The 22,393-nt window shown below is 57.7% G+C and carries 19 protein-coding genes; 7 read left to right on the top strand and 12 right to left on the bottom strand.

All coding sequences use genetic code 11. From position 1 onward, the window contains the following. Positions 1 to 8: 8 nt before the first annotated feature. The 5 genes from ispF (at position 9) to CFT68_RS19525 (ending at position 6,820) form a co-directional block, all read left to right on the top strand. Positions 9 to 488: a 2-C-methyl-D-erythritol 2,4-cyclodiphosphate synthase gene (gene ispF / locus CFT68_RS19545; RefSeq protein ID WP_088845367.1), complete on the top strand. Its 480-nt coding sequence runs from the start codon at positions 9 to 11 to the stop codon at positions 486 to 488. A 49-nt stretch (positions 489 to 537) separates the two neighbouring features. After that, complete coding sequence (locus tag CFT68_RS19540; RefSeq protein WP_088845366.1) at positions 538 to 2,229, top strand: M28 family peptidase; 1,692 nt, start codon at positions 538 to 540, stop codon at positions 2,227 to 2,229. Positions 2,230 to 2,382: 153 nt separating this feature from the next. Continuing rightward, positions 2,383 to 4,023, top strand: coding sequence for a M28 family peptidase (locus CFT68_RS19535; RefSeq protein ID WP_141106636.1), 1,641 nt, complete (start codon positions 2,383 to 2,385; stop codon positions 4,021 to 4,023). Between the two features lie 256 nt (positions 4,024 to 4,279). Then, a complete protein-coding gene (locus CFT68_RS19530; RefSeq protein WP_088845364.1) occupies positions 4,280 to 5,683 on the top strand; it encodes a LutB/LldF family L-lactate oxidation iron-sulfur protein in 1,404 nt (467 codons plus the stop codon). An 87-nt stretch (positions 5,684 to 5,770) separates the two neighbouring features. Next, positions 5,771 to 6,820 carry a hypothetical protein gene (locus tag CFT68_RS19525; protein WP_088845363.1) on the top strand — a complete coding sequence of 350 codons (1,050 nt, stop codon included), beginning with the start codon at positions 5,771 to 5,773 and terminating at the stop codon, positions 6,818 to 6,820. A 26-nt stretch (positions 6,821 to 6,846) separates the two neighbouring features. Here CFT68_RS19525 and sdaAA read toward each other — a convergent pair whose 3' ends face one another. From sdaAA to CFT68_RS19510, 3 genes are all read right to left on the bottom strand, one after another. Further along, complete coding sequence (gene sdaAA / locus CFT68_RS19520) at positions 6,847 to 7,752, bottom strand: L-serine ammonia-lyase, iron-sulfur-dependent, subunit alpha (protein ID WP_088845362.1); 906 nt, start codon at positions 7,750 to 7,752, stop codon at positions 6,847 to 6,849. 187 nt (positions 7,753 to 7,939) lie between these two features. Further along, positions 7,940 to 8,401 carry a peptide-methionine (R)-S-oxide reductase MsrB gene (msrB, locus tag CFT68_RS19515; RefSeq protein ID WP_088845361.1) on the bottom strand — a complete coding sequence of 154 codons (462 nt, stop codon included), beginning with the start codon at positions 8,399 to 8,401 and terminating at the stop codon, positions 7,940 to 7,942. 108 nt (positions 8,402 to 8,509) lie between these two features. Then, entirely contained in the window at positions 8,510 to 9,358 is an 849-nt protein-coding gene (locus CFT68_RS19510) for a M949_RS01915 family surface polysaccharide biosynthesis protein (protein WP_088845360.1), read from the bottom strand. A 55-nt stretch (positions 9,359 to 9,413) separates the two neighbouring features. Here CFT68_RS19510 and CFT68_RS19505 point away from each other — a divergent pair, with 55 nt between their 5' ends. Beyond that, on the top strand, positions 9,414 to 10,934 hold the full coding sequence (locus CFT68_RS19505; protein ID WP_088845359.1) for an NAD(P)H-hydrate dehydratase: 1,521 nt from the start codon (positions 9,414 to 9,416) through the stop codon (positions 10,932 to 10,934). On the opposite strand, the gene CFT68_RS19500 is transcribed toward CFT68_RS19505, so the two are convergent. The 5 genes from CFT68_RS19500 to pafA form a co-directional block, all read right to left on the bottom strand. Further along, a complete protein-coding gene (locus tag CFT68_RS19500; protein WP_088845358.1) occupies positions 10,917 to 13,202 on the bottom strand; it encodes a GH92 family glycosyl hydrolase in 2,286 nt (761 codons plus the stop codon). The genes CFT68_RS19505 and CFT68_RS19500 overlap by 18 nt on opposite strands. 44 nt (positions 13,203 to 13,246) lie before the next feature. Further along, entirely contained in the window at positions 13,247 to 14,155 is a 909-nt protein-coding gene (locus CFT68_RS19495) for a UbiA family prenyltransferase (protein WP_088845357.1), read from the bottom strand. A 62-nt stretch (positions 14,156 to 14,217) separates the two neighbouring features. Continuing rightward, the gene (locus tag CFT68_RS19490) at positions 14,218 to 14,901 is read right to left on the bottom strand and encodes a DUF6766 family protein (RefSeq protein ID WP_245815454.1); all 684 of its coding nucleotides are present in this window, start codon (positions 14,899 to 14,901) and stop codon (positions 14,218 to 14,220) included. Between the two features lie 135 nt (positions 14,902 to 15,036). Beyond that, positions 15,037 to 15,618: an inorganic diphosphatase gene (locus CFT68_RS19485; RefSeq protein WP_088845356.1), complete on the bottom strand. Its 582-nt coding sequence runs from the start codon at positions 15,616 to 15,618 to the stop codon at positions 15,037 to 15,039. 138 nt (positions 15,619 to 15,756) lie between these two features. Beyond that, on the bottom strand, positions 15,757 to 17,469 hold the full coding sequence (gene pafA / locus CFT68_RS19480; RefSeq protein ID WP_088845355.1) for an alkaline phosphatase PafA: 1,713 nt from the start codon (positions 17,467 to 17,469) through the stop codon (positions 15,757 to 15,759). A 178-nt stretch (positions 17,470 to 17,647) separates the two neighbouring features. On the opposite strand from pafA, the gene CFT68_RS19475 reads away from it, so the two are divergent. Beyond that, positions 17,648 to 18,373, top strand: coding sequence for an HAD family hydrolase (locus tag CFT68_RS19475; RefSeq protein ID WP_088845354.1), 726 nt, complete (start codon positions 17,648 to 17,650; stop codon positions 18,371 to 18,373). Between the two features lie 224 nt (positions 18,374 to 18,597). Here CFT68_RS19475 and atpG read toward each other — a convergent pair whose 3' ends face one another. From atpG to CFT68_RS19455, 4 genes are all read right to left on the bottom strand, one after another. Continuing rightward, complete coding sequence (gene atpG / locus CFT68_RS19470) at positions 18,598 to 19,488, bottom strand: ATP synthase F1 subunit gamma (protein ID WP_088845353.1); 891 nt, start codon at positions 19,486 to 19,488, stop codon at positions 18,598 to 18,600. Positions 19,489 to 19,581: 93 nt separating this feature from the next. After that, positions 19,582 to 21,165, bottom strand: coding sequence for a F0F1 ATP synthase subunit alpha (gene atpA / locus CFT68_RS19465; RefSeq protein WP_088845352.1), 1,584 nt, complete (start codon positions 21,163 to 21,165; stop codon positions 19,582 to 19,584). Positions 21,166 to 21,170: 5 nt separating this feature from the next. Further along, positions 21,171 to 21,731: an ATP synthase F1 subunit delta gene (gene atpH / locus CFT68_RS19460; RefSeq protein ID WP_088845351.1), complete on the bottom strand. Its 561-nt coding sequence runs from the start codon at positions 21,729 to 21,731 to the stop codon at positions 21,171 to 21,173. 86 nt (positions 21,732 to 21,817) lie between these two features. Continuing rightward, on the bottom strand, positions 21,818 to 22,312 hold the full coding sequence (locus CFT68_RS19455; RefSeq protein WP_088845350.1) for a F0F1 ATP synthase subunit B: 495 nt from the start codon (positions 22,310 to 22,312) through the stop codon (positions 21,818 to 21,820). Between the last annotated feature and the right edge of the window lie 81 nt (positions 22,313 to 22,393).

Raw genomic sequence — 22,393 nt, 5'->3', positions numbered from 1 at the left:
TCGCCTTTATGAAAATCCGTACCGGCTTCGGCTACGACGTTCACCAACTGCAGGAAGGCTTGCCGTTTTGGCTTGGCGGCATTCAGGTGCCGCACACCCACGGCGCGCTAGGCCACTCCGATGCCGATGTGCTCATCCATGTCATCTGCGACGCGCTGCTTGGCGCCGCCAACCTGCGCGACATCGGTTTCCATTTCCCCGACACCGACCCCCAATACAAGGGCATCGACAGCAAGCGGCTCTTGGCTGAGGTGATGCGTCTGCTCGGGGAGCGTGGCTACACGGTTTCCAACATCGATTCGACCATTTGCCTGGAAGCGCCCAAGGTGAATCCGCACATTGCCGAGATGCAGCGCGTGCTGGCCGAGGTGATGGGCATCGAAGAAAACGACATCAGCATCAAGGCCACTACCACCGAGAAGCTGGGCTTTGTAGGCCGCCGCGAAGGGGTTGCGGCTTATGCCTCGGTGCTCATTGTGCAACCCTAGGCCCGTAACGCGGACTTTCACCTACTTCCCAACCCTCCTTTCTGTCTCTATGTACAAACCTTCCCTCCTAGCCCTGCTACTAGCGGCTAGCTGTGCTACTTCGGCGGTAGCCCAACAGGCCCCTGAAAAGGTCAAGACCAAAGTAAAGCGCAAGAACAAAACCGAAGCCACCGCGCCCACGGCCGAAACCCAGCCCACCAAGCAGGCTCCCGTTGATGCCGACTGGGCGCGTACGTACGGCGAAACCATCACGCAGGCCGACCTGCGTCAGCACCTGACCATCTTGGCTTCGGATGCGTACGAAGGCCGCGAGACCGGTGAGAAAGGCCAGAAAATGGCGGCGGAGTACATCAGCAAGCAGTTCAAGGACCTCGGCCTGACGGGCCCGGTGCAAGGCTCCGACAACCCGTATCTGCAGCACTTCACGATGGAGCGCAGCACCTGGGCCGATGGCGCCACGCTGAAAGTAGGCGGCCAGACCTACACCTGGATGAAGGATTTCTACGGCACCGGCAACTCGCCTTTCCAGACGGAAACAGCCCTTCAGCCGGTTTTCGCGGGCTACGGTATTGAGCAAGATGGCTACTCCGACTACAGTGGCCTAGGCGACGTGAAAGGCAAAGACTTGATTATCATGCTGGGCGAGCCCATGAATGAGAAGGGCACCGCCGTGCTGGGCAAAGACGGCCAAAACAGCAAATGGGGCACCGATTTCCGCGCCAAGTCTGCGCTGGCTTCGCAGAAAGGCGCCCGCTCGGTGTTCTTCGTCGATTTCAACCCCAACAGCAATTTCGAGAAGTTGGCGGCCCGCATGACGCCTTACATCAGCCGGCCCAGTATTTCCTTCAAGGATGCCAAGGAAGCGCCCCGCACGGTGGCTTTCTTTGTGTCGCCGGCTTTGGGCTACAAGCTCCTGGGCACCACGGCCGCCAACGTTACCAAATACACGGCCGCTACCGGCAAAGCCGGCAAGCCTGCCGCCAGCGCCTTCAAGCCAGCTAAAGTGCTGCTGAAAGCGCCTAAAAAGCACGAAGACTTCACGACGGAAAACGTGCTGGGCTACTTGGAAGGCACCGACCTCAAGAACGAGGTGCTGGTGCTTTCGGCGCACTACGACCACATCGGCATCATCAACGGTGAGGTAAACAACGGCGCCGACGACGATGGCTCGGGCACAGTTTCCGTGATTGAAATGGCGCAGGCCTTTACTAAAGCCAAAGCCGAAGGCCACGGCCCGCGCCGCAGCATCCTGTTCCTGACCGTAACCGGCGAGGAAAAAGGCCTGCTGGGCTCGGAGTACTATACTGACCACCCCATTTTCCCGCTGGAAAGCACTATTGCCGACCTGAACACCGACATGGTGGGCCGTACCGATAAGGACCACGAAGGCAAAGGCGACTATGTGTACGTGATTGGCTCCGACAAGCTTTCCTCAGAACTGCACACCATTCTGCAGAACGCCAACCAGAAGTACACCCAAATGGACCTCGACTTCCGCTACAACGATCCGGAAGACCCGAACCGCTTCTACTACCGCTCCGACCACTACAACTTCGCGAAGCACCGGATTCCGGTAGCCTTCTTCTTCAACGGCGTGCACGATGACTACCACGGTGCCGGCGACGAAGTAGAGAAGATCGAGTTTCCGAAGACGGAGAAGCGCGCCCGCCTGGTGTTTTATACCGCTTGGGATTTGGCTAACCGCGACCAGCGCATTGTAGTCGACTCGAATAAGAAGTAAACTATACAGCCGTTAAACCTGTCATCCGGCGCCCGGCTAGGCCTGTTTCCCGTACAGCGACCATCCTTTACAAGATGCGCTTCGGGAGTACTGGCCTAGCCGGGCACCAGATGACAGCTTTTTTATACCCAGCCGCTACACCTCATTCTATCTGTGAACAAACTTCTATTCTCTGCATTCCTCGGTTTCACGTGCGTTTCGGGGGCCTGGGCTCAGCAACGAAGTGTGGCTCCGGCTACCACTCCCGATCCGGCCGTGCGGTTTGCGGCCACCGTCACGGCCGCCGACTTGCGCCGCCATCTTACGGAGCTGGCTTCGGATGCCTACGAAGGCCGCGAAACTGGCCAGCCCGGCCAGAAGAAAGCCGCCGACTATCTGGCCAAGCAGTTCGCAACGCTAGGCCTACGCGGCCCCGTTACGGAATCGAAAAACCCCTACTGGCAGTCGTTTGGCCTGGTGCGCACTGCGCCCAATGGCTATGCTTCTTTCAGCATTGATGGGCGCTATTTCGACTGCATGCGCGATTTTTTTGGGTTTGGCCCCTCCGTTTTTCGCACACCTACGCCAGCGGCGCCTGTGTTTTTGGGCTTCGGAATTGAGACTGACCGCTACAACGACTACGCCAACCAGCCCGACATCCGGGGCAAGGATGTGATAGTGCTGCAGGGCGAGCCCACCGATGGCCGCGACCATTACCTACTTTCCGGCGGCAAACAGGAAAGCACCTGGGGCTCCGGCTACCGCAAAGCTGCTCTGGCCCGCGATAAAGGCGCCCGTAGCGTAATAGTTGTGACGTTTGCGGGTACCGCGCAGTTTGAGTCGATGGGAGCCGGCCTGAAGGACTATCTAGCGGAGCCCGCTTACTCTCTGGCCAAACCGCCCGTATTGCCGCTTGATGCGAAAGCGCTGGCCGATACCCCACCAGAAGGCATTGGCACCTACATTACGTCTGTTGATCTGGGCCTGGCGATGCTAGGCACCACCAACGAAACCCTGCAGAACTATGTCCTGAGCAGCTACAGCAGCGGCAAGCCGCCGGTAGTCAACTTTCAGCCGCAGCCGTTCACGTTTTCCATCCCGCAAACCCGCGACGAGCTGATCTCGGAAAACGTGCTAGGCCTGTTGGAAGGCACCGATAAGAAGGATGAAGTGCTGGTCATCTCGGCACACTACGACCACCTGGGCATTCAGAATGACACCATTTACAACGGTGCCGATGACGACGGCTCCGGCACCAGTGCCGTACTGACGCTGGCCCATGCGTTTGCCAAAGCCAAGGCGGAAGGCCACGGGCCCAGGCGCAGCATTCTGTTTTTGCTGAATACCGGCGAAGAAAAGGGCCTGCTGGGCTCCCAATACTACACCGGCAACCCCGTAGCGCCCCTAGTCCGCACCATCGCCGACCTGAACATTGATATGGTCGGGCGCAACGATCCACACCATAATAATAAAGGTGACTATGTGTATTTGATTGGCTCAGACCGCCTCAGCCCGGAACTGCACGCGCTCAATGAGGCTGCCAACAAGCGCTACACGCGCCTCAAGCTCGACTACAAATACAACGCCCCCAACGACCCCGAGCAGCTCTACACCCGCTCCGACCATTACAACTTCGCACGCCAGGGCATTCCGGTAATCTTCTACACCAGTGGCCTACACCAGGACTACCACAAAGCCACCGATGATGTAGACCGCATTGCGTTTGATAAACTGGAGCAGCGCACCCGCCTCGTGTTCCACACCGCCTGGGAGCTAGCCAACCGCGACCAGCGCCCTGCTGTAGTGGTGAAGTAAAGCCTTTACGGCTTGAGAGTGGCCTAGAACAAAACCGTTGTCATGCTGAGCTTGCCGAAGCATCTCTACCGCAGTGCTAACTTCAACTGATTAGCTCCGATAGAGATGCTTCGGCAAGCTCAGCATGACACGTTCTTGATTTTCAAGTATTCTAGCTCCATCCTAGGCCACTGCCGCTCAGATAAGTGGCCTAGAAACTATTTGCAGACTGCAGACTTTTATCTTTGCTACTACCTGCTGATTTATCTGTGCTGCTATGAACCCGACGACCCTCTCCCCTTCCAAGGCCACGCAGTTTCTGGCCGATGCCGACAACAAGGCCTTTGACCTGGAGCACCGGCGCAAAATCCGGTTCAACATTGGCAAGTACAACGCGGCCGTGCAGACTGGCCTAGGCTTCTATGCTGACCATGAGCTGGCGCGGGCGCGGGCTTCTTACCTCAAGTCGCAGGCTATCAACAACCTCGATCAGTACCTGCTGCAGTTTGAGGAGAACTTCACGGCGCGGGGTGGCAAAGTGATTTGGGCGCAGAATGCGGAGGAAGCGCTTTTTGAAATCGGCAAAATCATGAATCGGCGTAAGGCCCGTACCGTGGTGAAGGCCAAGAGCATGACTACCGAGGAAATTCACCTGAACAAATACCTCGAAAAGAACGGTATTGAGTCGGTGGAGACGGATTTGGGCGAGTTTATTGTGCAGCTGAACGGCGAGCGGCCCTACCACATCGTGACGCCGGCCATGCACCTAAGCAAGCTCGATATTGCCGATATCTTCGTGAAGCACCTAGGAATTGAGTATACCGACGACGCCCAGAAGCTAGTGCTCACAGCCCGGCACCTGCTGCGCGATAAGTACACGGCGGCCGAGGTAGGCATTACGGGCGGCAACTTTATTATTGCCGATACGGGCGCCATTGCCGTGACAGAAAACGAAGGCAACGCCCGGCTTTCGGCCACTTTCCCCAAAACGCACATTGCCATTGTGGGCATCGAGAAGGTGATTCCGCGCCTGCAGGACCTGGATCTGTTCTGGCCCTTGCTCAGCACCAGCGGCACCGGCCAGCAAGTGACGGTGTACAACACCATCTATACCGGCCCACGCCAGCCCCTGGAAAAGGATGGCCCCGAGGAGATGTTCGTGATTCTGCTCGATAACGGCCGCACCAACCTGCTGGCCCAGCCTGATAAGCGCGAGGCCCTCAATTGCATTCGATGTGGCGCATGCCTCAACATCTGTCCGGTGTACAAGAACATCGGCGGCCACACCTACGAGGCTACCTATTCCGGCCCTATCGGCTCCGTCATTACGCCCCACCTGAGCGGCATGGCCGAAAACAAGCACTTGAGCTTTGCTAGTAGCCTGTGCGGCGCGTGTACCTCCGTGTGCCCGGTCAAGATTCCGATTCATAACCTGCTGCTCAAAAACCGCCAGCAGAGTGTAGAAGAAGGCCTTTCCGATAAAGAAGAGCAACGCGCCATTACGCTGTGGCTGCACGGCATGAAGCGCCGCTGGGTGTGGGATTTGGCGCCGGCTTCAGCAAAGAATTGGGTACTGAGCCGTTTGCTGGGCCAGACCGGCTGGAGCAAACGCCGCGAGGCCGTCCAGATTGCGCCCAAGTCGTTTAAGCAGCTCTGGAAGGCGCGGCCTGTTGCCAAGTAGCAAGGTTCTCAGGCTCTTGGCCAACCTCAGCCCCGCCAGTGTAGTACAAGTCGGGCGGTAGTTCTGCCGCGTGTTGTGTATTGCTACATGCTGGATATTGGGATTAAGGGGCTGGCCTTTACGGTCGGCGCATTTTTGGTGGCCTACACCGTGTTATCGGCCATTCGGTCTTTCGTGCTGCCCCGCAACGAGTCGGTGCTGCTCAACAACTGGGTGTTCCAGGGAATCAGGCGCGTTTTCAACGGCATGGCCTCGTTGGGCAAGACCTACGAGCAGCGCGACAAAGTAATGGCCCTGTATGCGCCCGTAGGCCTCGTGGCCCTGCCCATTGTGTGGTTGGGCGTGGTGAGCCTGGGCTACACCATGTGTTACTGGGCGCTTGGCGAAGGCGACCTGGAGCGCTGCTACCGTATCAGCAACAGCTCTTTGCTTACGCTGGGCTCGGAAGAACCCAGCAAGCACGGACTGGCCAACATCATGTCGTACTCGGAGGCGACGCTAGGCCTGTTGCTGCTTACGCTGCTCATCTCTTATCTGCCCACCATTTACCAGGCTTTCTCGCGGCGGGAGCAGTTGGTAGCGCGCCTGGAATTGCGGGCGGGCTTAAAGGCCTCGGCCGTAGACCTACTGCTGTGGCTGCAGGAAGCGGATATGCTGGAGAAGGGCTCGCACTGGCAGCACTGGGAACAGTGGTTTGTCGATATCGAAGAAACCCACACCTCCTTACCCATTCTATCCTTTTTCCGCTCTCCACAGCCGGGCCGGTCGTGGGTAAGCGCCGCCGATCTGATGCTGGACACCGCCGCCCTGCTCATCAGCACCGTGAACCTGCCCCGCGACCCGCACATGGTGATGAGTTTTAAGGCTGGCTGCGTGGCCATCAACCGCGTAGCCCGCTTTTTTGAGAACTCCGCCAAAACGGAAGCCCCAAAGGCACTCAGTGAGTACACGCCCGACAGCACACCACATCACGCAGATTTTCGCGCGGCTTATCAGAAGCTCACGGAAGCCGGCCTACCACTGCACCCCAACGAAACCGCCGCATGGGCCAAGTACCAGGAGCTGCGCACACGCTACACGCACGCCATTACCTTTCTGGCCAAACTGACCATGGCACCAGAAACCAAGCCTATTTAATCAGCAGTCCAGGTGGCCTAGGCCACCTACTGGTCGTCTTCGTCGGGCAGAATTTGTACGTCCTGTACCAGCACCATTTTCTCAATTTCACGGCCACGCGTAGTATTAGCCAGGCCACCCAGGGCAGTTTCCTTGTAACGCGTTTCCATGCTTTGGCCTACCTCACCGAGGGCCGCCACGCACTGATCTACTGGAATCACTGGATCGACGCCGGCAATGGCTATCTGGGCCGACGAGAAGGCAATGGCCGCCGCCGAAGCGTTGCGCACCACGCACGGCACCTCTACTAAGCCCGCCACCGGGTCGCAGATGAGGCCTAGCATGCACTGGATGGTGATGGCAACGGCGGCAAAGGTTTCCTCCACGGAGCCGCCCAGGCAGTACACAATAGCGCCCGAGCCCATAGCCGCTGCCGACCCGGTTTCGGCCTGGCAACCGCCCACGGCGCCGGCCAAGGAGGCATTTTGCTCAATGATGAGGGCAATACCGGCCGCCACCAACAAGCCTTCCAGAATCTGGCGGTCCTGGAGCTTGTGCAGATCCTGGAGCGTAACCAGCACGCCGGGCAGAATACCCGAGGCACCCGCCGTGGGCGCGGCTACTACGCGGCCCATGCAGGAGTTTACTTCCTTGGCACCCAATGCCCGGGTTATCAGTTGCTTGAACTCCGGCGAAAGCACCGTGACCGGCGAGGCCGCAATTTTCTTGGCGCCATTGTTCACCATGCCCGAGCGGGAGGTCATGTCCTGGGTCAGGCCGGTGTGCACGGCATCGCGCATCACGTCGTAGGCGCGCTGTAGGCCACTCCATATTTCCTCTTCAGTTCTTCCCTTTTGCTCAATCTCGTAGGCCAGTACGGGCTGGTAGAGTGGTTCCTGGGTGGCAGCGCAATGCGCTTTCCAGCTGGCGAAATCGTTGAAAAGTAGCGACATGGGTGGGGTGGCCTAGAGCGTGAGAGAAATGGGTGGTTCTGTCTGCCAACACATGTTAGCAAAAGGGGGTGCGAAAATCGTCAATTTTCCGGTGCTGCGCCCTATGTACGCGGCCTCATTCTAAAAGAGCAACAGCCTCCTCACCAATGGCAAGGAGGCTGTTACATACTTTCCGAAAAACTCAGTGCTAGGCCACATTGGCTGGCTCGCTCACCAGCTTCACTGATGCCGAGTTGATGCACAGGCGTAGGCCACTGGGCGGCGGACCATCAGGAAAAACGTGGCCCTGGTGGGCGTCGCAGGTGTTGCAAAGCACTTCCACACGGGTCATGCCGTAGCTGGTGTCCTTCTTATAGCGGATGGCGTTTTCCTTCACGGGCTGCGTGAAGCTAGGCCACCCCGTACCCGACTCGAACTTGGTGCGCGAGTCGTAAAGCGGGGTGCCGCAGCACACGCAGGCGTAGAGGCCGGCTTCGTGGGCTTCGCAGTATTCGCCGGTGAAGGCGCGCTCGGTGCCGTGCTCGCGTGTTACGTGGTACTGCTCGGGCGTGAGCTGGGCGCGCCACTCAGCGTCGGTTTTTTCTACTCGCTTATCGGGGGCCGGGCTGCCGTGGTTGGCCAGCCGGATTACATCGTTCCAGGTTTGCATGGGTTGTGAAGCTTGGTTCAGAAGGATCAGTTGCTAGTGCAAACGCGCCAACCCAGCCGGAAGTTTACTATGGCTGAGTTAAGCATCCTAGATGCTTGCCTGACACTCCTATATCTCGGTGTGGTCTTCCACTTTTTCGATGCTGAATTTCTGCCACTGCTGCCGCGCAAATGACAGAAAAGCGGGCGGTGCTCTCTGAAATTCCTTTTCTGTCTCGTAATAACCGGCGTCATCTCCCTGCTCGCGCTGGGCCTTGCTGAGCTTCTCGGCGCAGCAAGGCACGGCAGGCTGCCGCTGCAACACGGGCACCGAATCATACTGCACCACGGTAGAACCGCGCAACGCATATTTGTCGGGGCCTTCTCGCATAATCAGTTTTAAGCTAGCCGGGCTTACGTCGCCCCGGCAGGCTGCCGTGTAGACCAACGTTGTTTCGCCCTGCCCATCCTGGTCTAGGTCGGTAATAGTTGTACTGCTGGGCTTCAATCCCAGCGTCATGTCTAGAGCACAGGCCGCTACGCCATCTTGCAGGCGCCACAGCACGGTGTATTTCCCTTGCTTGAGCACATATTGCTTTGCCATGAGGCGAGCGGTGCGTTCAAAGTCACCCATTTCCTCTACTTCGTTTGAGTCGGGGGCCGTAGCGGGGTGCGCCTGTTTAGCGCGCTGCTGATTGGATAGCGTTACCGCACGAAATACCACCAGCAGGTTTTCACCATTAGCATCCTGCCAGCGCCAGGCTTCCAGCAGCTGGCCCGGTAGCCGTTGTGGGGCCGGAATCTGCGCCAGCGGCACGGCCTGAGGCTTGATTTCCGGACGAGACGCAGCCGTAGCATCCGCAGCATTGGCGCCTGGCCTAGCATTCGTCGGGGGCAGCGCCGCAGTGCTGCTTTCCTGCTTTTCAGAACAACTCACCAGCAGAAAGACCAGTAAGCCAATGGTGCACCGCTGCCGCATACATCTCTACTTCAGTTGCTGATTCTCCGACAAGCTACTGGTTATTAATCTACCGATGAAAATCCTTTCCGCCGACCAAACCCGCCAAGCCGATCAGGCCACCATCCAAGCTGAGGGCATCCGTTCCGAAGAGCTGATGGAGCGCGCCGCTGCTGCTCTCAGCGCCTGGCTCATGGAACGCGTAGCGCCTGAGGAATCTGGCGAAATTCACATCTTCTGCGGCCCCGGCAACAACGGCGGCGACGGATTAGCCGCTGCAAGATACCTGCATGAAGCGGACTACAAGGTGCGCGTGTGGCTGCTGCCGGCTACCAAATACTCCCCCAATTTCACCCACAACCGCCAACACCTGCCCGAGGAGCTACCCTGCGCCGAGCTAAACCCGCAGAAGCTGCCGCGCCTGCTCCCGCACAGCATTGTGTTGGATGCATTGTTCGGGACTGGCCTAGGCCGCCCGCTAGAGGGCGACGCGGCGGCAGTAGTCAAGCACCTCAACAAAGCCCAGGCGAGGATTATTGCAGTAGATGTACCGTCGGGCCTGTTTACCGATGCGCCTCAGCCCGCAGACAGCGTGGTGGTGCAGGCACGACACACCATCAGCTTCGAGCTGCCGAAGCTGGCGTTCCTGCTGCACCAGAATGTGCCCTTTGTAGGCCAGTGGCACGTGCTGCCCATTGGGTTGAGCACCGAGTTTATCCACAATACATCTGTGGATAACTACTTCGTGGACGCAATTTTCCTGGCAGGCAGGCTACCCCAACGCACGCAGTTCAGCCACAAAGGCACTTTTGGGCATGCCCTGTTACTCGCGGGTAGCCGCGGAAAAATAGGTGCGGCTGTGCTGGCATCTCGGGCTTGCCTGCACGGCGGTGTAGGCCTGCTCACGGTGCGGGTGCCGGCTGTGGGCTATGATATTCTGCAGAGTTCAGCGCCGGAAGCCATGGCCCTCACCGACCCAGCTACCGACTTTGTGACCGAGCTGCCGGACCTGAAGCCCTACGCCGCCATCGGTATAGGGCCGGGCCTGGGCCAGGAAGCGGCCACCCGAGATGTGCTGGAGCAGCTGCTGCGCGAAGCCAAGGTGCCGCTAATTATTGATGCCGACGCGTTGAACCTGCTTGGGGCCAACCGGGAGCTGCTGGACCTGCTGCCGCCCGATACGCTGCTCACACCTCACCCCAAGGAGTTTGAACGCCTCACCGAGCCGGCCCGCGACGACTACCACCGTCTGGAGCTGCTGCGCGACTTTGCCCGTCAGCGCCGCTGCTACTGCGTGCTTAAAGGTGCCTACACCGCCCTGGCCGCGCCCGATGGCACACTTTACTTCAACAGCACCGGCAACCCCGGCATGGCCACCGGCGGCAGCGGCGACGTGCTAACTGGCCTGCTGCTGGCCCTGCGCGCCGACCAGCGCCTCTCCCCCCTCGATGCGGCCCTGCTAGGCCTCTATGCCCACGGCCGCGCCGGCGACCTAGCCGCCGAAGAAACTGGCCAGGCAGGCCTAGTAGCCGGCGACATAGCGCGGTTTATTGGCCCGGCCTTACACAAACTCACGACGCTACCGGCGCGGCTTTGAGAAGGAATAAGGTGCGGCCTCTTGGCTGGTGCCCCGGCTGGTGTTAGGCGTAGGAGCCATGTTGAAATCGAGCGTAGCGCCCTGCATAAGCTCCTTATGACTAAGCCAGTTCTGGTTGTAGGCCTGTCCATTAACAGTCAGGCTCTGGATGTAGCGGTTCTCGGCGCTGTTGTTGGGCGCACTGAGCACCACCTGCTTGCCGTTTTCCAGGTTCAAGGTCACCTTCTTGAAGAGGGGCGCGCCGAGTACGTACTGGTCGGTGCCGGGGCACACGGGGTAGAAGCCCAGCGCCGAGAAGACGTACCACGCCGAGGTCTGGCCGTTGTCCTCGTCGCCGCAGTAACCGTCGGGGGTGGGCTGGTAGAGGCGGTTGAGCACCTCGCGGGCCCAGTATTGCGTTTTCCAGGGCTGCCCGGCGTAGTTGTAGAGGTACACCATGTGTTGAATGGGCTGATTGCCGTGGGCGTAGTTGCCCATGTTAGCAATCTGCATCTCCCGGATTTCGTGAATCACCTCTCCGTAGTACGACTCATCAAACACTGGGGCTAACGTAAACACGGTATCCAGAGTAGACACGAACTTATTGCGGCCGCCCATCAAATCCATCAGGCCCTGCACATCGTGAAAAACCGACCACGTGTAGTGCCAGCTGTTGCCTTCCGTGAAGGCGTCGCCCCACTTGAAGGGGTTAAAGGGCGTCTGGAACTTGCCGTTCTGGTTTTTGCCCCGCATCAGGCCGGTTTGCTTATCGAACAGGTTGCGGTAGTTCTGGCTGCGCTTGGCGTACACGTTTATTTCTTTCTGCGGCCGGCCCAGCGCCTTGCCTAGCTGGTAAATCGTGAAGTCGTCGTAGGCATATTCCAGGGTGCGCGCCGCGTTTTCGTTGATCTTGACATCGTAGGGCACGTAGCCGAGCTTGTTGTAGTAGGCCACTCCCGCCCGACCCACGGCGTCCATCGGGCCGGCGTTGTTGGCCCCATGAATCAGGGCTTCGTAGAGCTTGTTAATATCGTAACCGCGGACGCCTTTCAGGTAAGCATCAGCTACCACCGAGGCCGAGTTGTTGCCGATCATGATGTTGCGGTAGCCGGGGCTGCCCCACTCCGGTAGCCAGCCGCCTTCCTGATAGGCATTCACCAGGCCCTCCTGAATCTGGGCATTTACGCTCGGGTACATCAGGTTCAGGAAGGGAAACAGGGCCCGGAAGGTGTCCCAGAAGCCGGTATCGGTGTACAGGTAGCCGGGCAGCACCTGGCCGTTGTAGGGGCTGTAGTGCACGGGCTTGCCGGCGGCATCCAGCTCATAAAACTTGCGCGGAAACAACAGGGAGCGGTACAAGCACGAATAAAACGTGCGCAGCTGGTCATCAGAGCCACCTTCTACCTGAATTCGGCTGAGTTGCTGATTCCAGGCCTGCCGGGCCTTCTGCTTCACGGCCTCGAAATCATCCTGCCCGATTTCCCGAAGGTTGATTTCGGCTTGCTCGGCGCTGATGAAGGATGAGGCCACGCGTACGTTCACCTGCTCGCCCTTGCGCGTCCGGAAGCCTACTACCGCGCCGGTGTGGTTGGCCTGGGCCTCTAGGCCACTCGCATCCAACTTTTTATCCTGATAGATAGTGGTGCTGGTAAAGGGATGGTCGAACTCCAGCACGAAGTAGTTCTTGAAGTTTGCCGGAACGCCTTTGCTATTGCGGGTGGTGTACCCGATAATCTTGTTCTGCTGAGGTAACAGCTTCACGTAGGATCCTCTATCCAGCGCATCAAGCACCACGTAGGCGCTATCGGTTTTCGGGAAGGTGAAGCGGAACCGGGCGGCACGCTCGGTGGGCGCTATTTCCGTGGTTACGTTGTGGTCGGCCAGGTACACGCTGTAGTAGTAGGGCGTGGCAGTTTCGGCCTTGTGCGAGAACCAGCTGGCGCGTTCATCTTCCTCGAAGCGCAGCTTGCCGGTGATGGGCATGAGGGCAAACTGCCCGTAGTCGTTCATCCAGGGAGAAGGCTGATGGGTCTGCTTGAAGCCCCTGATTTTATCGGCGCTGTACTGGTAGGCCCAGCCGCTGCCCATTTTGCCGGTTTGCGGCATCCAGAAGTTCATGCCCCAGGGCAGCGCAATGGCCGGGTACGTGTTGCCATGGGAAAGCTCCGGCTTGGAGTCAGTGCCCATCAATGGGTTCACCCAGTGCACCGGGTCCGCCGACTGGCCTAGCGCGGGTTTAGCAACAACGAATAATCCGAGAACAGCAAACAACGCGAGGAATCTGGGCATAGCAGCGGAGGGAAGTGGCTCGGCTGCAAACTACACTTCATTCGTCAGGTCAGAAACATGCCAGCCACCCATACCACCAGAAACTGCACCACCATCACCCCATCGGCCAGCAAAGCGAAGTAATAATCCGACCGGGACTCATCGGCAAACCAGATAACGCCGCCCGCCAGCAGCAGCGGCAACAGATACACCGCCTGGTGCTGCGCCGGCATCCCGACCGGTACCAGCAGCGCCGCGCCTACCAGCGCCGCCAGAGCTACCAGCTTGGTAGCCCGCACACCAAAAACGCCCGGAAATGTGCGCGTACCTATCAGCTTATCCTTGCTGAAATCCCGAATATCGAATACAAAGGCCAGTGCCAGAATGAACAGCAAACGGCGGGCAAAAAGTACCAGCACTACTGGGTCTAACAGGGGCCGGTGCAGGTACAAGGCCGGAATCCAGACCGTGACGGCCGCCCACACATAGGCAATGAGGAATACCTTCAGCAGCGGAAAGTCGCGCAGGGCCCACCACCGGCCCTTCACCTTCACGATGGGCAAGGAGTATAGCAGCGAGATAACGGCCAGGTGCCCGATAAACCCAATCAGGTGTTGCCAGCCATCCCACAGAAATAAGCCGCCCGCCACCGCCAGCGCCACCATCGCCAGGAAAAATAAGCTTCGCCGGTGGGCCCGCATCCAGCTTTTCCGCCCCGAAAGCGCCACGGGTTGGCTGTGCTTGTAGGGCAGCACGCTGTCGAGGTTATACAGAAACAGCGTGGCCGTGAAAATCATGGTGCCCAGCCGCCACGGAATGTGCACCTGCCAGAACAGAAAGGTGGCCCAGGTGAGGCCTAGCGCCGCCAGCGCCAACCAAGTGCTGCTGTAGAGCACAGCATCCAGCCCGCCTTGCAGTCCCGAAGGGCCGCGCTGAGGGTCTGAAGCGGAAGACGATGAGTGAGCGGAGGGCATACTACTTATTACGCGTTACCATCTAAGCTGATGGGCCAGCGCGAAGATAGAAGCCCGCAAGGCTATTCGCCGGTTTCGTCGTTACTGGCATCCACCGGCTTCGATTCGGGCGAGCCATGCTGACGCAGAAAAATGGACAGGCCTACGATGGAAACAATGGACAGAAACTCGCTCTGCCAGTTCTGAAACGACTCAAACCAGAATCTTGAGGTCTGCATGTACTCCATAGTTGTCACGGCTGGTTTGCCCTCATGCTGTTGCTCAATGCTGTACACCTCGGCCCCACCTGTAGCATGCAGCCAGAAAGCGCCGATGAATAGCAGAAAGAACGTAATGCTCAGGGAACGACGGTACAGGGCCAGCTGCCAGCCCCCGTGCTTCACCGGGCCGGGCGCATCCTTCTTATTAGGGTCTGGCTCCTTGTCTACCTCTTCCTCTTCGTAGAGCTTCTTCGACTCGCTGGAGCCACGCTGCCGCAGCCAGATGGTGAGTACCACGTACAGGGCCATCTGCAAAAACTCACTTTCCCAATTTTCGAAAGTGGCCTCCAGAAAATGGCCCGAAGTCAGGTACTGGCCTAGCGAGAGCGGGAGCAGATTCATCTCCTCCAGGTCGCTGTTGTTATCGAGCCAGCCAGTGAATATCTGGCCCGCTAACGTCGCGATAACCAGTACTGTACCAACCAACAGCAGGCTGTTCTCATACAGCCAACGCAACAAGGGCGAGGAATAGGGCTTTTTCGGCATAGTGGCCTAGGTACGGTTCTACCACCCAAAAGGCTGCTACGCCTGAGCTTGCTATCCTGCTAAAATAAAAAACGCCTCCCTGGGTCCGTTTAAGACCCAACGAGGCGTTTCAATTGTCGGCTAGGCCACTTCGGTTTAGCTCAGAGCTTCCTGCACATCGGCTTTATCCTGCGGATTGCCGTTCGGGAACGTCTCGTTGTAGAGCTTAATGCTCTCCTCAATGATGCGGTACGCATCTTCGCGGCCCATGAAGCGCTCTACACTCACATGCTTGTGCTCCAAAGCTTTGTAGTCCTCAAAGAAGCGCTGCATTTCCAGCAGGGTATGTGGGGGCAGGTCGGAAATATCGTTGTAGTGGTTCACCGATACGTCGTTGGCGGCCACGGCAATGATCTTGTCGTCTTCCTCGTCCTGGTCAATCATCTGCATGACGCCAATTACTTTGGCATCAACCAGGCACATAGGCACGATATCCACCGAGCACAGCACCAGAATGTCCAAAGGGTCTTTGTCGTCGCAATAGGTCTTCGGGATGAAGCCGTAGGCGGCCGGATAGTGCACTGCCGAGAACAGCACCCGGTCCAGCTTCAGCAGGCCGCTGTCTTTGTCCAGCTCATATTTACCCTTAGAGCCTTTAGGAATTTCAATGATGCCGTTCACAACGGCCGGAGCGTTTTCGCCACGCTCAACGTCGTGCCAGGGGTTAAAATGAGCCATGTGAGAGGAAAGTGGACGCGGACTAGTTCCCGCGTAGTATGTAGTAAGTATTAAAGACGTGATTATACGCAGGTTTTGCGTTTAGTGATGTCGGGTTGGTGAGGCTAAGCTTGTGAACCTCAGCCCATCCTGCTGCTCTTACCGCGACAACACTTCCTGCAGGGGCGTACCCGTTGAGCCATCCGGTTCCTGAATGTGGAGCCATTGGGCCAATGTGGGCGCAATATCGGTGATTTTGGTGGGAGCCGACGACTCGCCGTGCTTCACGTGCCACCCCCAAAACACAATCGGTACGTGGGTATCATAGTTGCCCGATGAGCCGTGGGTGGTTCCCTTGTTAATAGGGTACTGATACGATTCCAGCCAGCCGGGCTCCAACACCACCATTACGTCGCCGGAGCGTTTAGGGAAGTAGCCGTTTTCCAGATACATCAGCATGCCGCTTTCCCAGTGCGACTTCTGCAGATCCTCAGCCGTAATGGCGCGCGTGACGCCGGCAAAGCCTGTCATCAGGGTCGCTACTTCGCGCTGCATCTGGTAAAGGTCCAGCTTCTTCTGCTCAATCAGCGGACGGTTCAGGTACACCTGCTGGTTTTCGTAGCTCAGCACCCACTGGCCAGGGCCGTGCAGGCTTACTAGCTTCCGCTGCAGGGAGTCGCGCATGAGACCGGGGCCCACCGAGCCGCCCGGAATCCGCTTGTCGCGCAGGAAGTCGGGCGAGTGCGCAGCGCCGTGGTCAGCGCTCAGAAACACCAGCACCTGCTTTTTGCCTACTACCTTATCGAGGTAAGCAAAGAGGCGTTCCAGGTCGCGGTCGAGGCGCAGGTAGGTATCCTCGGTTTCAATGGCATTGGGCCCGAACTGGTGGCCTACGTAGTCGGTGCTGGAAAAGCTCAGGGCCAGGAAGTCGGTTTGGCCGCGTAGGCCTAGCTGTTCAGCTTTCAGGGCTTCCAGCGCAAAGTCTAGCGTGAGCGAGTTGCCGAACGGTGTGGAGCGGATCAGGTCGAGGTTGCGCGGCGTGGCCACGGGCGTCTTCTCCCCTTCCGTCTGCATATTCTGCTTTACGGGCGTGATGGGCGCGGCGCTGAGCGTGGGGAGGTCGTGCGGGAACACGGGCTTTGCTTCCTCTTTGAAGGCGCCTTCCCAAGCCACATCATCAGGCGAGCTTTCCGTGTACTGGGCTATGGGCAACAGCGTTTCCCAAGCCTTGCTCAGGTACTGCGCCGCCAGCTGCTTCTGGTTGAACTGCTGCACCCAGGTTGGCAAAGTTGCCTGATAAAAGGTACTGGAAATGAAGGCACCATTGGAGCCGTCGTACCAGTAGGCCGCATTGGCCGCGTGCCCGGCCGGCAGAATGGAGCCCCGGTCTTTGATGCACACGCCAATAACTTTGCTCTGGAAGTTGGTAGCCAGGCGCAGCTCATCGGTAATGGTGCTCGTGAGCATATGGCGCGGCGACTGCTGGCCGGCTACTGCCGTGCCACCTACCGCCTGCACCGTTTTATCTTCCGTCACATACGTGCCCTTGCCCTCTTCGCGCACCAGCCAGTTGTTGCCCACAATGCCATGCACCGAGGGCGTAGTACCGGTATAGATGCTGGCGTGGCCCGGCCCGGTGTAGGTGGGCACGTAGTTATAGTGGGCGTTTTCGTAGCTGAATCCTTCGCCTAAAAGCCGCCGAAAGCCACCGTTCCCGTACTTACTCCAGAAGCGGTACAGGTAATCGTAGCGCATCTGGTCTACCACGATTCCCACCACCAGTTTCGGGCGGTCTAGCGGTTTATTGGATTTCTGGGCGAAAGCCGGCAGGGCCAACGTAGCCGCCAGCAACAGGCTCAGGCGTTTTTTCAAGGCGAAAGAAAGTTAAGTAACCGAGGCAATTACATCGGCTGAAATAAGTGGCCGTAAAGATAAGCGGCAACGGCTGGACTTACCTCTTCTGCAGCCGTAATAGCCGAAGCACTGGGCTGCCCCGTAGGCCAGTCTCATAGTGTTCCTCGCGTATTCCCCCTGCTATTTTCTTTCCGATATGCCCGATTCCAACCCCTACGCCCTCATTTTTGACATGGATGGCGTCCTAATCGATAACACCTCTTTCCAGGCCCGCGCCTTTCAACTCCTGTTCCGCGACTTGGGCCTCACCACCAATGCGCTTAAGCTACTGCGGCGCCTCAATGGTATGCCGGCCACCAAAATCCTGGAAACCGTTTTTACTAACCCAGTTCCCAAGAAGCAGTTGGAGACCTACGCCGACCAGCGCGAATTTCTGTACCGCACACTCTACTGGGAGAAGCGACGCGAGATGCCGGGCCTCAGCAAGTTCCTGCAAGAAGCTCGCACCGCCGGTTTCCGGATAGGCCTAGGCACCGGTTCTGGCAATGACACCATCGGCTACATCATCGACCACCTCGACTTGCGACGCTATTTCGATGTAGTGGTGACCAAGGACGATGTAGACCGCGGCAAGCCCCACGCCGATACGTATACCGTGACGGCCCGGAAGCTAGGAATTGCGCCCGAGCGCTGCCTGGTTTTTGAAGATGCCCTCATGGGCGAGCAAGCGGCCTACAAAGCCGGTATGCGGTGCATTGTCCTCAGCTCCTCCATCAAGCCCGATAAATTCCAGGCTCCCCTGAAAGTCATCAGAAACTTCCAGGACATCACGCCCGCGCAGATATTGGAGTTGCTGGAGAAAGCCCCCGTAACTCCCAAGCCCAGCAAGAAGCTGGCTGAAAAGACGTATGCTAAGCTCTAGGAACTTCCTAGTTAAGTACATCATCCTGAGCTTGCGAAGAATCTCCTCATGTCGGCACGACCTACCTGGAACAACTCGTTCTGACCTGACAGATCCTTCGCAGTTCTGGATGACGTGCCGATTGGATGCTTTACCGAATATCATTCTAGGCCAGTCAGTCTCACCCGGAAAGCAAAAAGGCCCGCCTCCTTACGGAAGCGGGCCTTTTGTAATCGTAGTATTGCTTAGCGACTAGCTGCCAGCGCTTCAGCACCACCCACGATTTCGAGAATCTCGGTCGTGATGGCCGCCTGACGCGTCCGGTTGTAGGTCAGCTTGAGCTGCTTGAGCAATTCGCCAGCGTTTTCCGTGGCTTTCTCCATAGCCGTCATACGGGCGCCGTGTTCCGAAGCGTTGCTTTCCAGCACCGCCTTGTACAACTGCACCTTGATCGACTGCGGAATCAGGGTCTGCACGATTTCCTCTTTCGAGGGCTCGAAGATGTAATCTACATTCGACGTAGCCTGAACGTTGGCGGGCAGCTCAGCAGGCACCAGCGGCAGCAGCTGCTCGGCGCGCACGATTTGCGTAGCTACGTTCTTGAACTCGTTGTAAACCATTACTACTTCGTCGTACTGGCCCGTGCGGAAACCTTCCATAGCTTGCTCGGCAGCTTCCCGCACGGTATCAAACGACAGTTTGCCGAATACGTGCGTGTAGTTACCCAGCAGCGGAAAACGCTTACCGTAGTACTCGTGGGCCTTGCGGCCAATAGCCAGCGCTGTTACGTTGCCAGCCGCTGCCTGAGCCGCGTAACGCTCTTGAATGAGTGCGTTAACACCTTTGAAGATGTTGCTGTTAAAAGCACCCGCTAGGCCACGGTCAGAGGTAATGGCAATAATCAGGACGCGGTTCACGTCGCGGGCTACGCCATATTCGCTTACCACATCATCGCCAGCCAGTGCCGTCAGGTTGCCCAGAATATTGTTGAGCCGCTGCGCATAAGGGCGCAGACGCAGGATGTTATCCTGGGCCCGACGCAGCTTTGCCGCGGCCACCATTTTCATGGCTTTCGTGATCTGCTGCGTGCTTGAAACCGACGTGATGCGGCTGCGGACTTCTTTTAAGCTAGCCATTTTGTATAGGTTGGCAGGTGTCAGTTGCCGGTTACCATTGCTTTATCCATTCATTTCTGAACAGGCAACTGGTAACCGGCAACCGGCAACTGATTACTTAGAAGCGTATACTGCCGACAGGTCTTTGGCAACCTGACGGATGGCACCAGTAACGGTGTCGTCCAGCTTGCCAGCCTTCAGGGCCTGCAGCACCTCGGGGTGGCGGGTGTTCATTACCTGCACAAACTCCTTCTCGAACTCACGCACCTTGTTTACAGGCACTTGGTCGAGCAGACCGTTGGTAGCGGCGTAAATCACAGCTACCTGATCCTCTACCTTCTGGGGCGAGAACTGAGGCTGCTTCAGGATTTCCAGGTTACGACGGCCACGCTCAATAGTGAGTTTGGTCGAAGCATCGAGATCGGAGCCGAACTTAGCGAAGGCTTCCAGTTCGCGGAACTGCGCCTGGTCGAGCTTCAGTGTACCAGCCACTTTCTTCATCGACTTGATCTGCGCGTTACCACCTACGCGCGATACCGAGATACCTACGTTGATGGCGGGGCGGATACCCGAGTTGAAGAGGTTAGTTTCGAGGAAGATCTGACCGTCCGTAATCGAGATTACGTTCGTGGGGATGTACGCCGAAACGTCACCTGCCTGCGTCTCGATGAGCGGCAGAGCCGTCAGGGAGCCACCACCTTTTACCAAGTGCTTGATGCTCTCGGGCAGGTCGTTCATGTCGCGGGCAATGCTGTCCGAAGCGTTGATCTTCGCGGCACGCTCCAACAGGCGGCTGTGCAGGTAGAATACGTCACCGGGATATGCCTCACGTCCGGGAGGACGACGCAGCAACAGCGACACCTCACGGTAGGCCACTGCCTGCTTCGACAAGTCATCGTACACTACCAGTGCCGGACGACCCGTATCGCGGAAGAACTCGCCGATAGCAGCACCCGTGAAGGGAGCAAAGAACTGCATCGGAGCAGGGTCAGAAGCCGAAGCCGACACTACCACCGTATAGTCCATGGCGCCACCCTTCGTCAGGGAGTTAACTACCTGAGCTACCGTCGATGCTTTCTGACCTACGGCTACGTAGATGCAGAATACCGGCTCGCCACGGTCATAAAACTCGCGCTGGTTCAGGATGGTATCGATAGCCACCGTTGACTTACCCGTCTGACGGTCGCCGATGATCAGCTCGCGCTGACCACGTCCGATTGGAATCATGGCGTCGATAGCCTTGATACCCGTCTGCATGGGCTCGTTTACGGGCTGGCGGAAGATTACGCCCGGAGCTTTACGCTCCAAAGGCATATCGTACACCTCACCCTGGATAGGGCCACGGCCGTCGATGGGCTGGCCTAGCGTGTTTACCACACGGCCTACAATGCCTTCACCAACTTTAATGGAAGCAATTTTATTGGTACGACGTACCGTTGCGCCTTCCCGGATTTCAGAGTAGTCGCCGAGCATTACGGCACCTACGTTATCTTCTTCCAGGTTGAGCACGAGGGCTTGGAGCCCGTTTTCAAATTCGATCAATTCCCCCGACTGGGCTTTGCCCAGACCGTAGATGCGGGCTACACCGTCACCTACCTGCAGAACCGTACCAACCTCTTCGAGTTCGGCTTCGGTTTTGAAGTTAGACAGCTGCTCCCGCAGAATGGCGGATACTTCATCCGGACGTACTTCTGCCATGACGCTTATAGTTGAGATTGGTAGGGGTTCTTCGAGAATTCGTTGCGCAGCTTGCGCAAACGATAACTAACCGAGTCGTCGATGAGCCGGTCGCCTACGCGCAGCACGAAGCCGCCTATAAGCGCTGGATCAACTTTCTCGGTAAGCGTGACCTGCTGTAGGCCAGTCTGCTGGCGAACCAGGGCAGACACCTGCTCGCGGGTGCTGGCATTGAGTGGCGTAGCCGTCGTGACTTCGGCCACTTGCACACCACGCAACAGGTTGTATTGCGTCAGAAACTCCACGCCGATGTATTCCAGGGCGCTTTCACGGTTTTTCTGCGTGATAATGGTGAAGAACTTCATGGTGAGGTCCGACACCTTGCTACCGAATACGGCGCGCAGAATAGCCAGTTTCTTGTCGTGCTTGACGATGGGGTTACGCAGTAAGAGGCGCAGGTCCCGGTTCTCGTTCAGCACCGTGTTGAACAAGTCCATGTCCTGCTTTACCTGCTCCAGCGTACCCTGCTCCTCCGACAAATCGATCAGTGATTTGGCATAGCGGGAGGCAACTCGTAGTTCAGACATTCTTGTAGGAGTTAGGAGCTAGGAGTTAGGAGCCAGCAGAAAACCCACACTGGGCTTCAAGCTACTGACTTCTAGCTCCTGACTTCTTAGTTCAGTTTTACTTCCTGCAGATACGAGTCCACGAGTTGCTGCTGTGCCGGCTGGTCCGTTAGCTCGCGGCGCAATATGCGCTCCGCAATATCGATGGAGAGCTTAGCGGCGGTGTTTTTCACCTCGGCCAAAGCTGCGTTTTTCTCGTTCTGAATGGCTTCGCGAGCGTGCTCAATCATCCGGTTACCTTCTTCGGTAGCCTTGGTTTTGGCTTGCTCAATCAGCTGGTTGGAAACGTCGGTGGCTTCCTTCATGATCCGGTCGCGCTCCAGACGGGCTTCGGCCAGTAGCTTTTCGTTACCAGCTTTCAGTTGCTGCATCTCCAGCTTGGCCTGGTCGGCCATGCGCAGAGCGCCTTCAATAGAGCTTTCACGCTCTTTCAGAGAAGCAAGAATGGGCTTCCAGGCAAACGTACGCAGCAACAGCAGCACGATGCCGAAAATCACCAGTTGCCAGAAAATCAGGCCTAATTCGGGCGTTACAATTTGCATCGTAGAAACTAGTAGGTAGTGAGTGATAGATACTGGCGTCTCTGGCAGCAAGGGCAAAATGCGGACTCTTGCCTAATGCCG

This window comes from Hymenobacter gelipurpurascens, assembly GCF_900187375.1.
In the GTDB taxonomy this organism is placed as follows: domain Bacteria; phylum Bacteroidota; class Bacteroidia; order Cytophagales; family Hymenobacteraceae; genus Hymenobacter; species Hymenobacter gelipurpurascens.
This window is presented reverse-complemented; position numbering and strand designations above follow the sequence as displayed.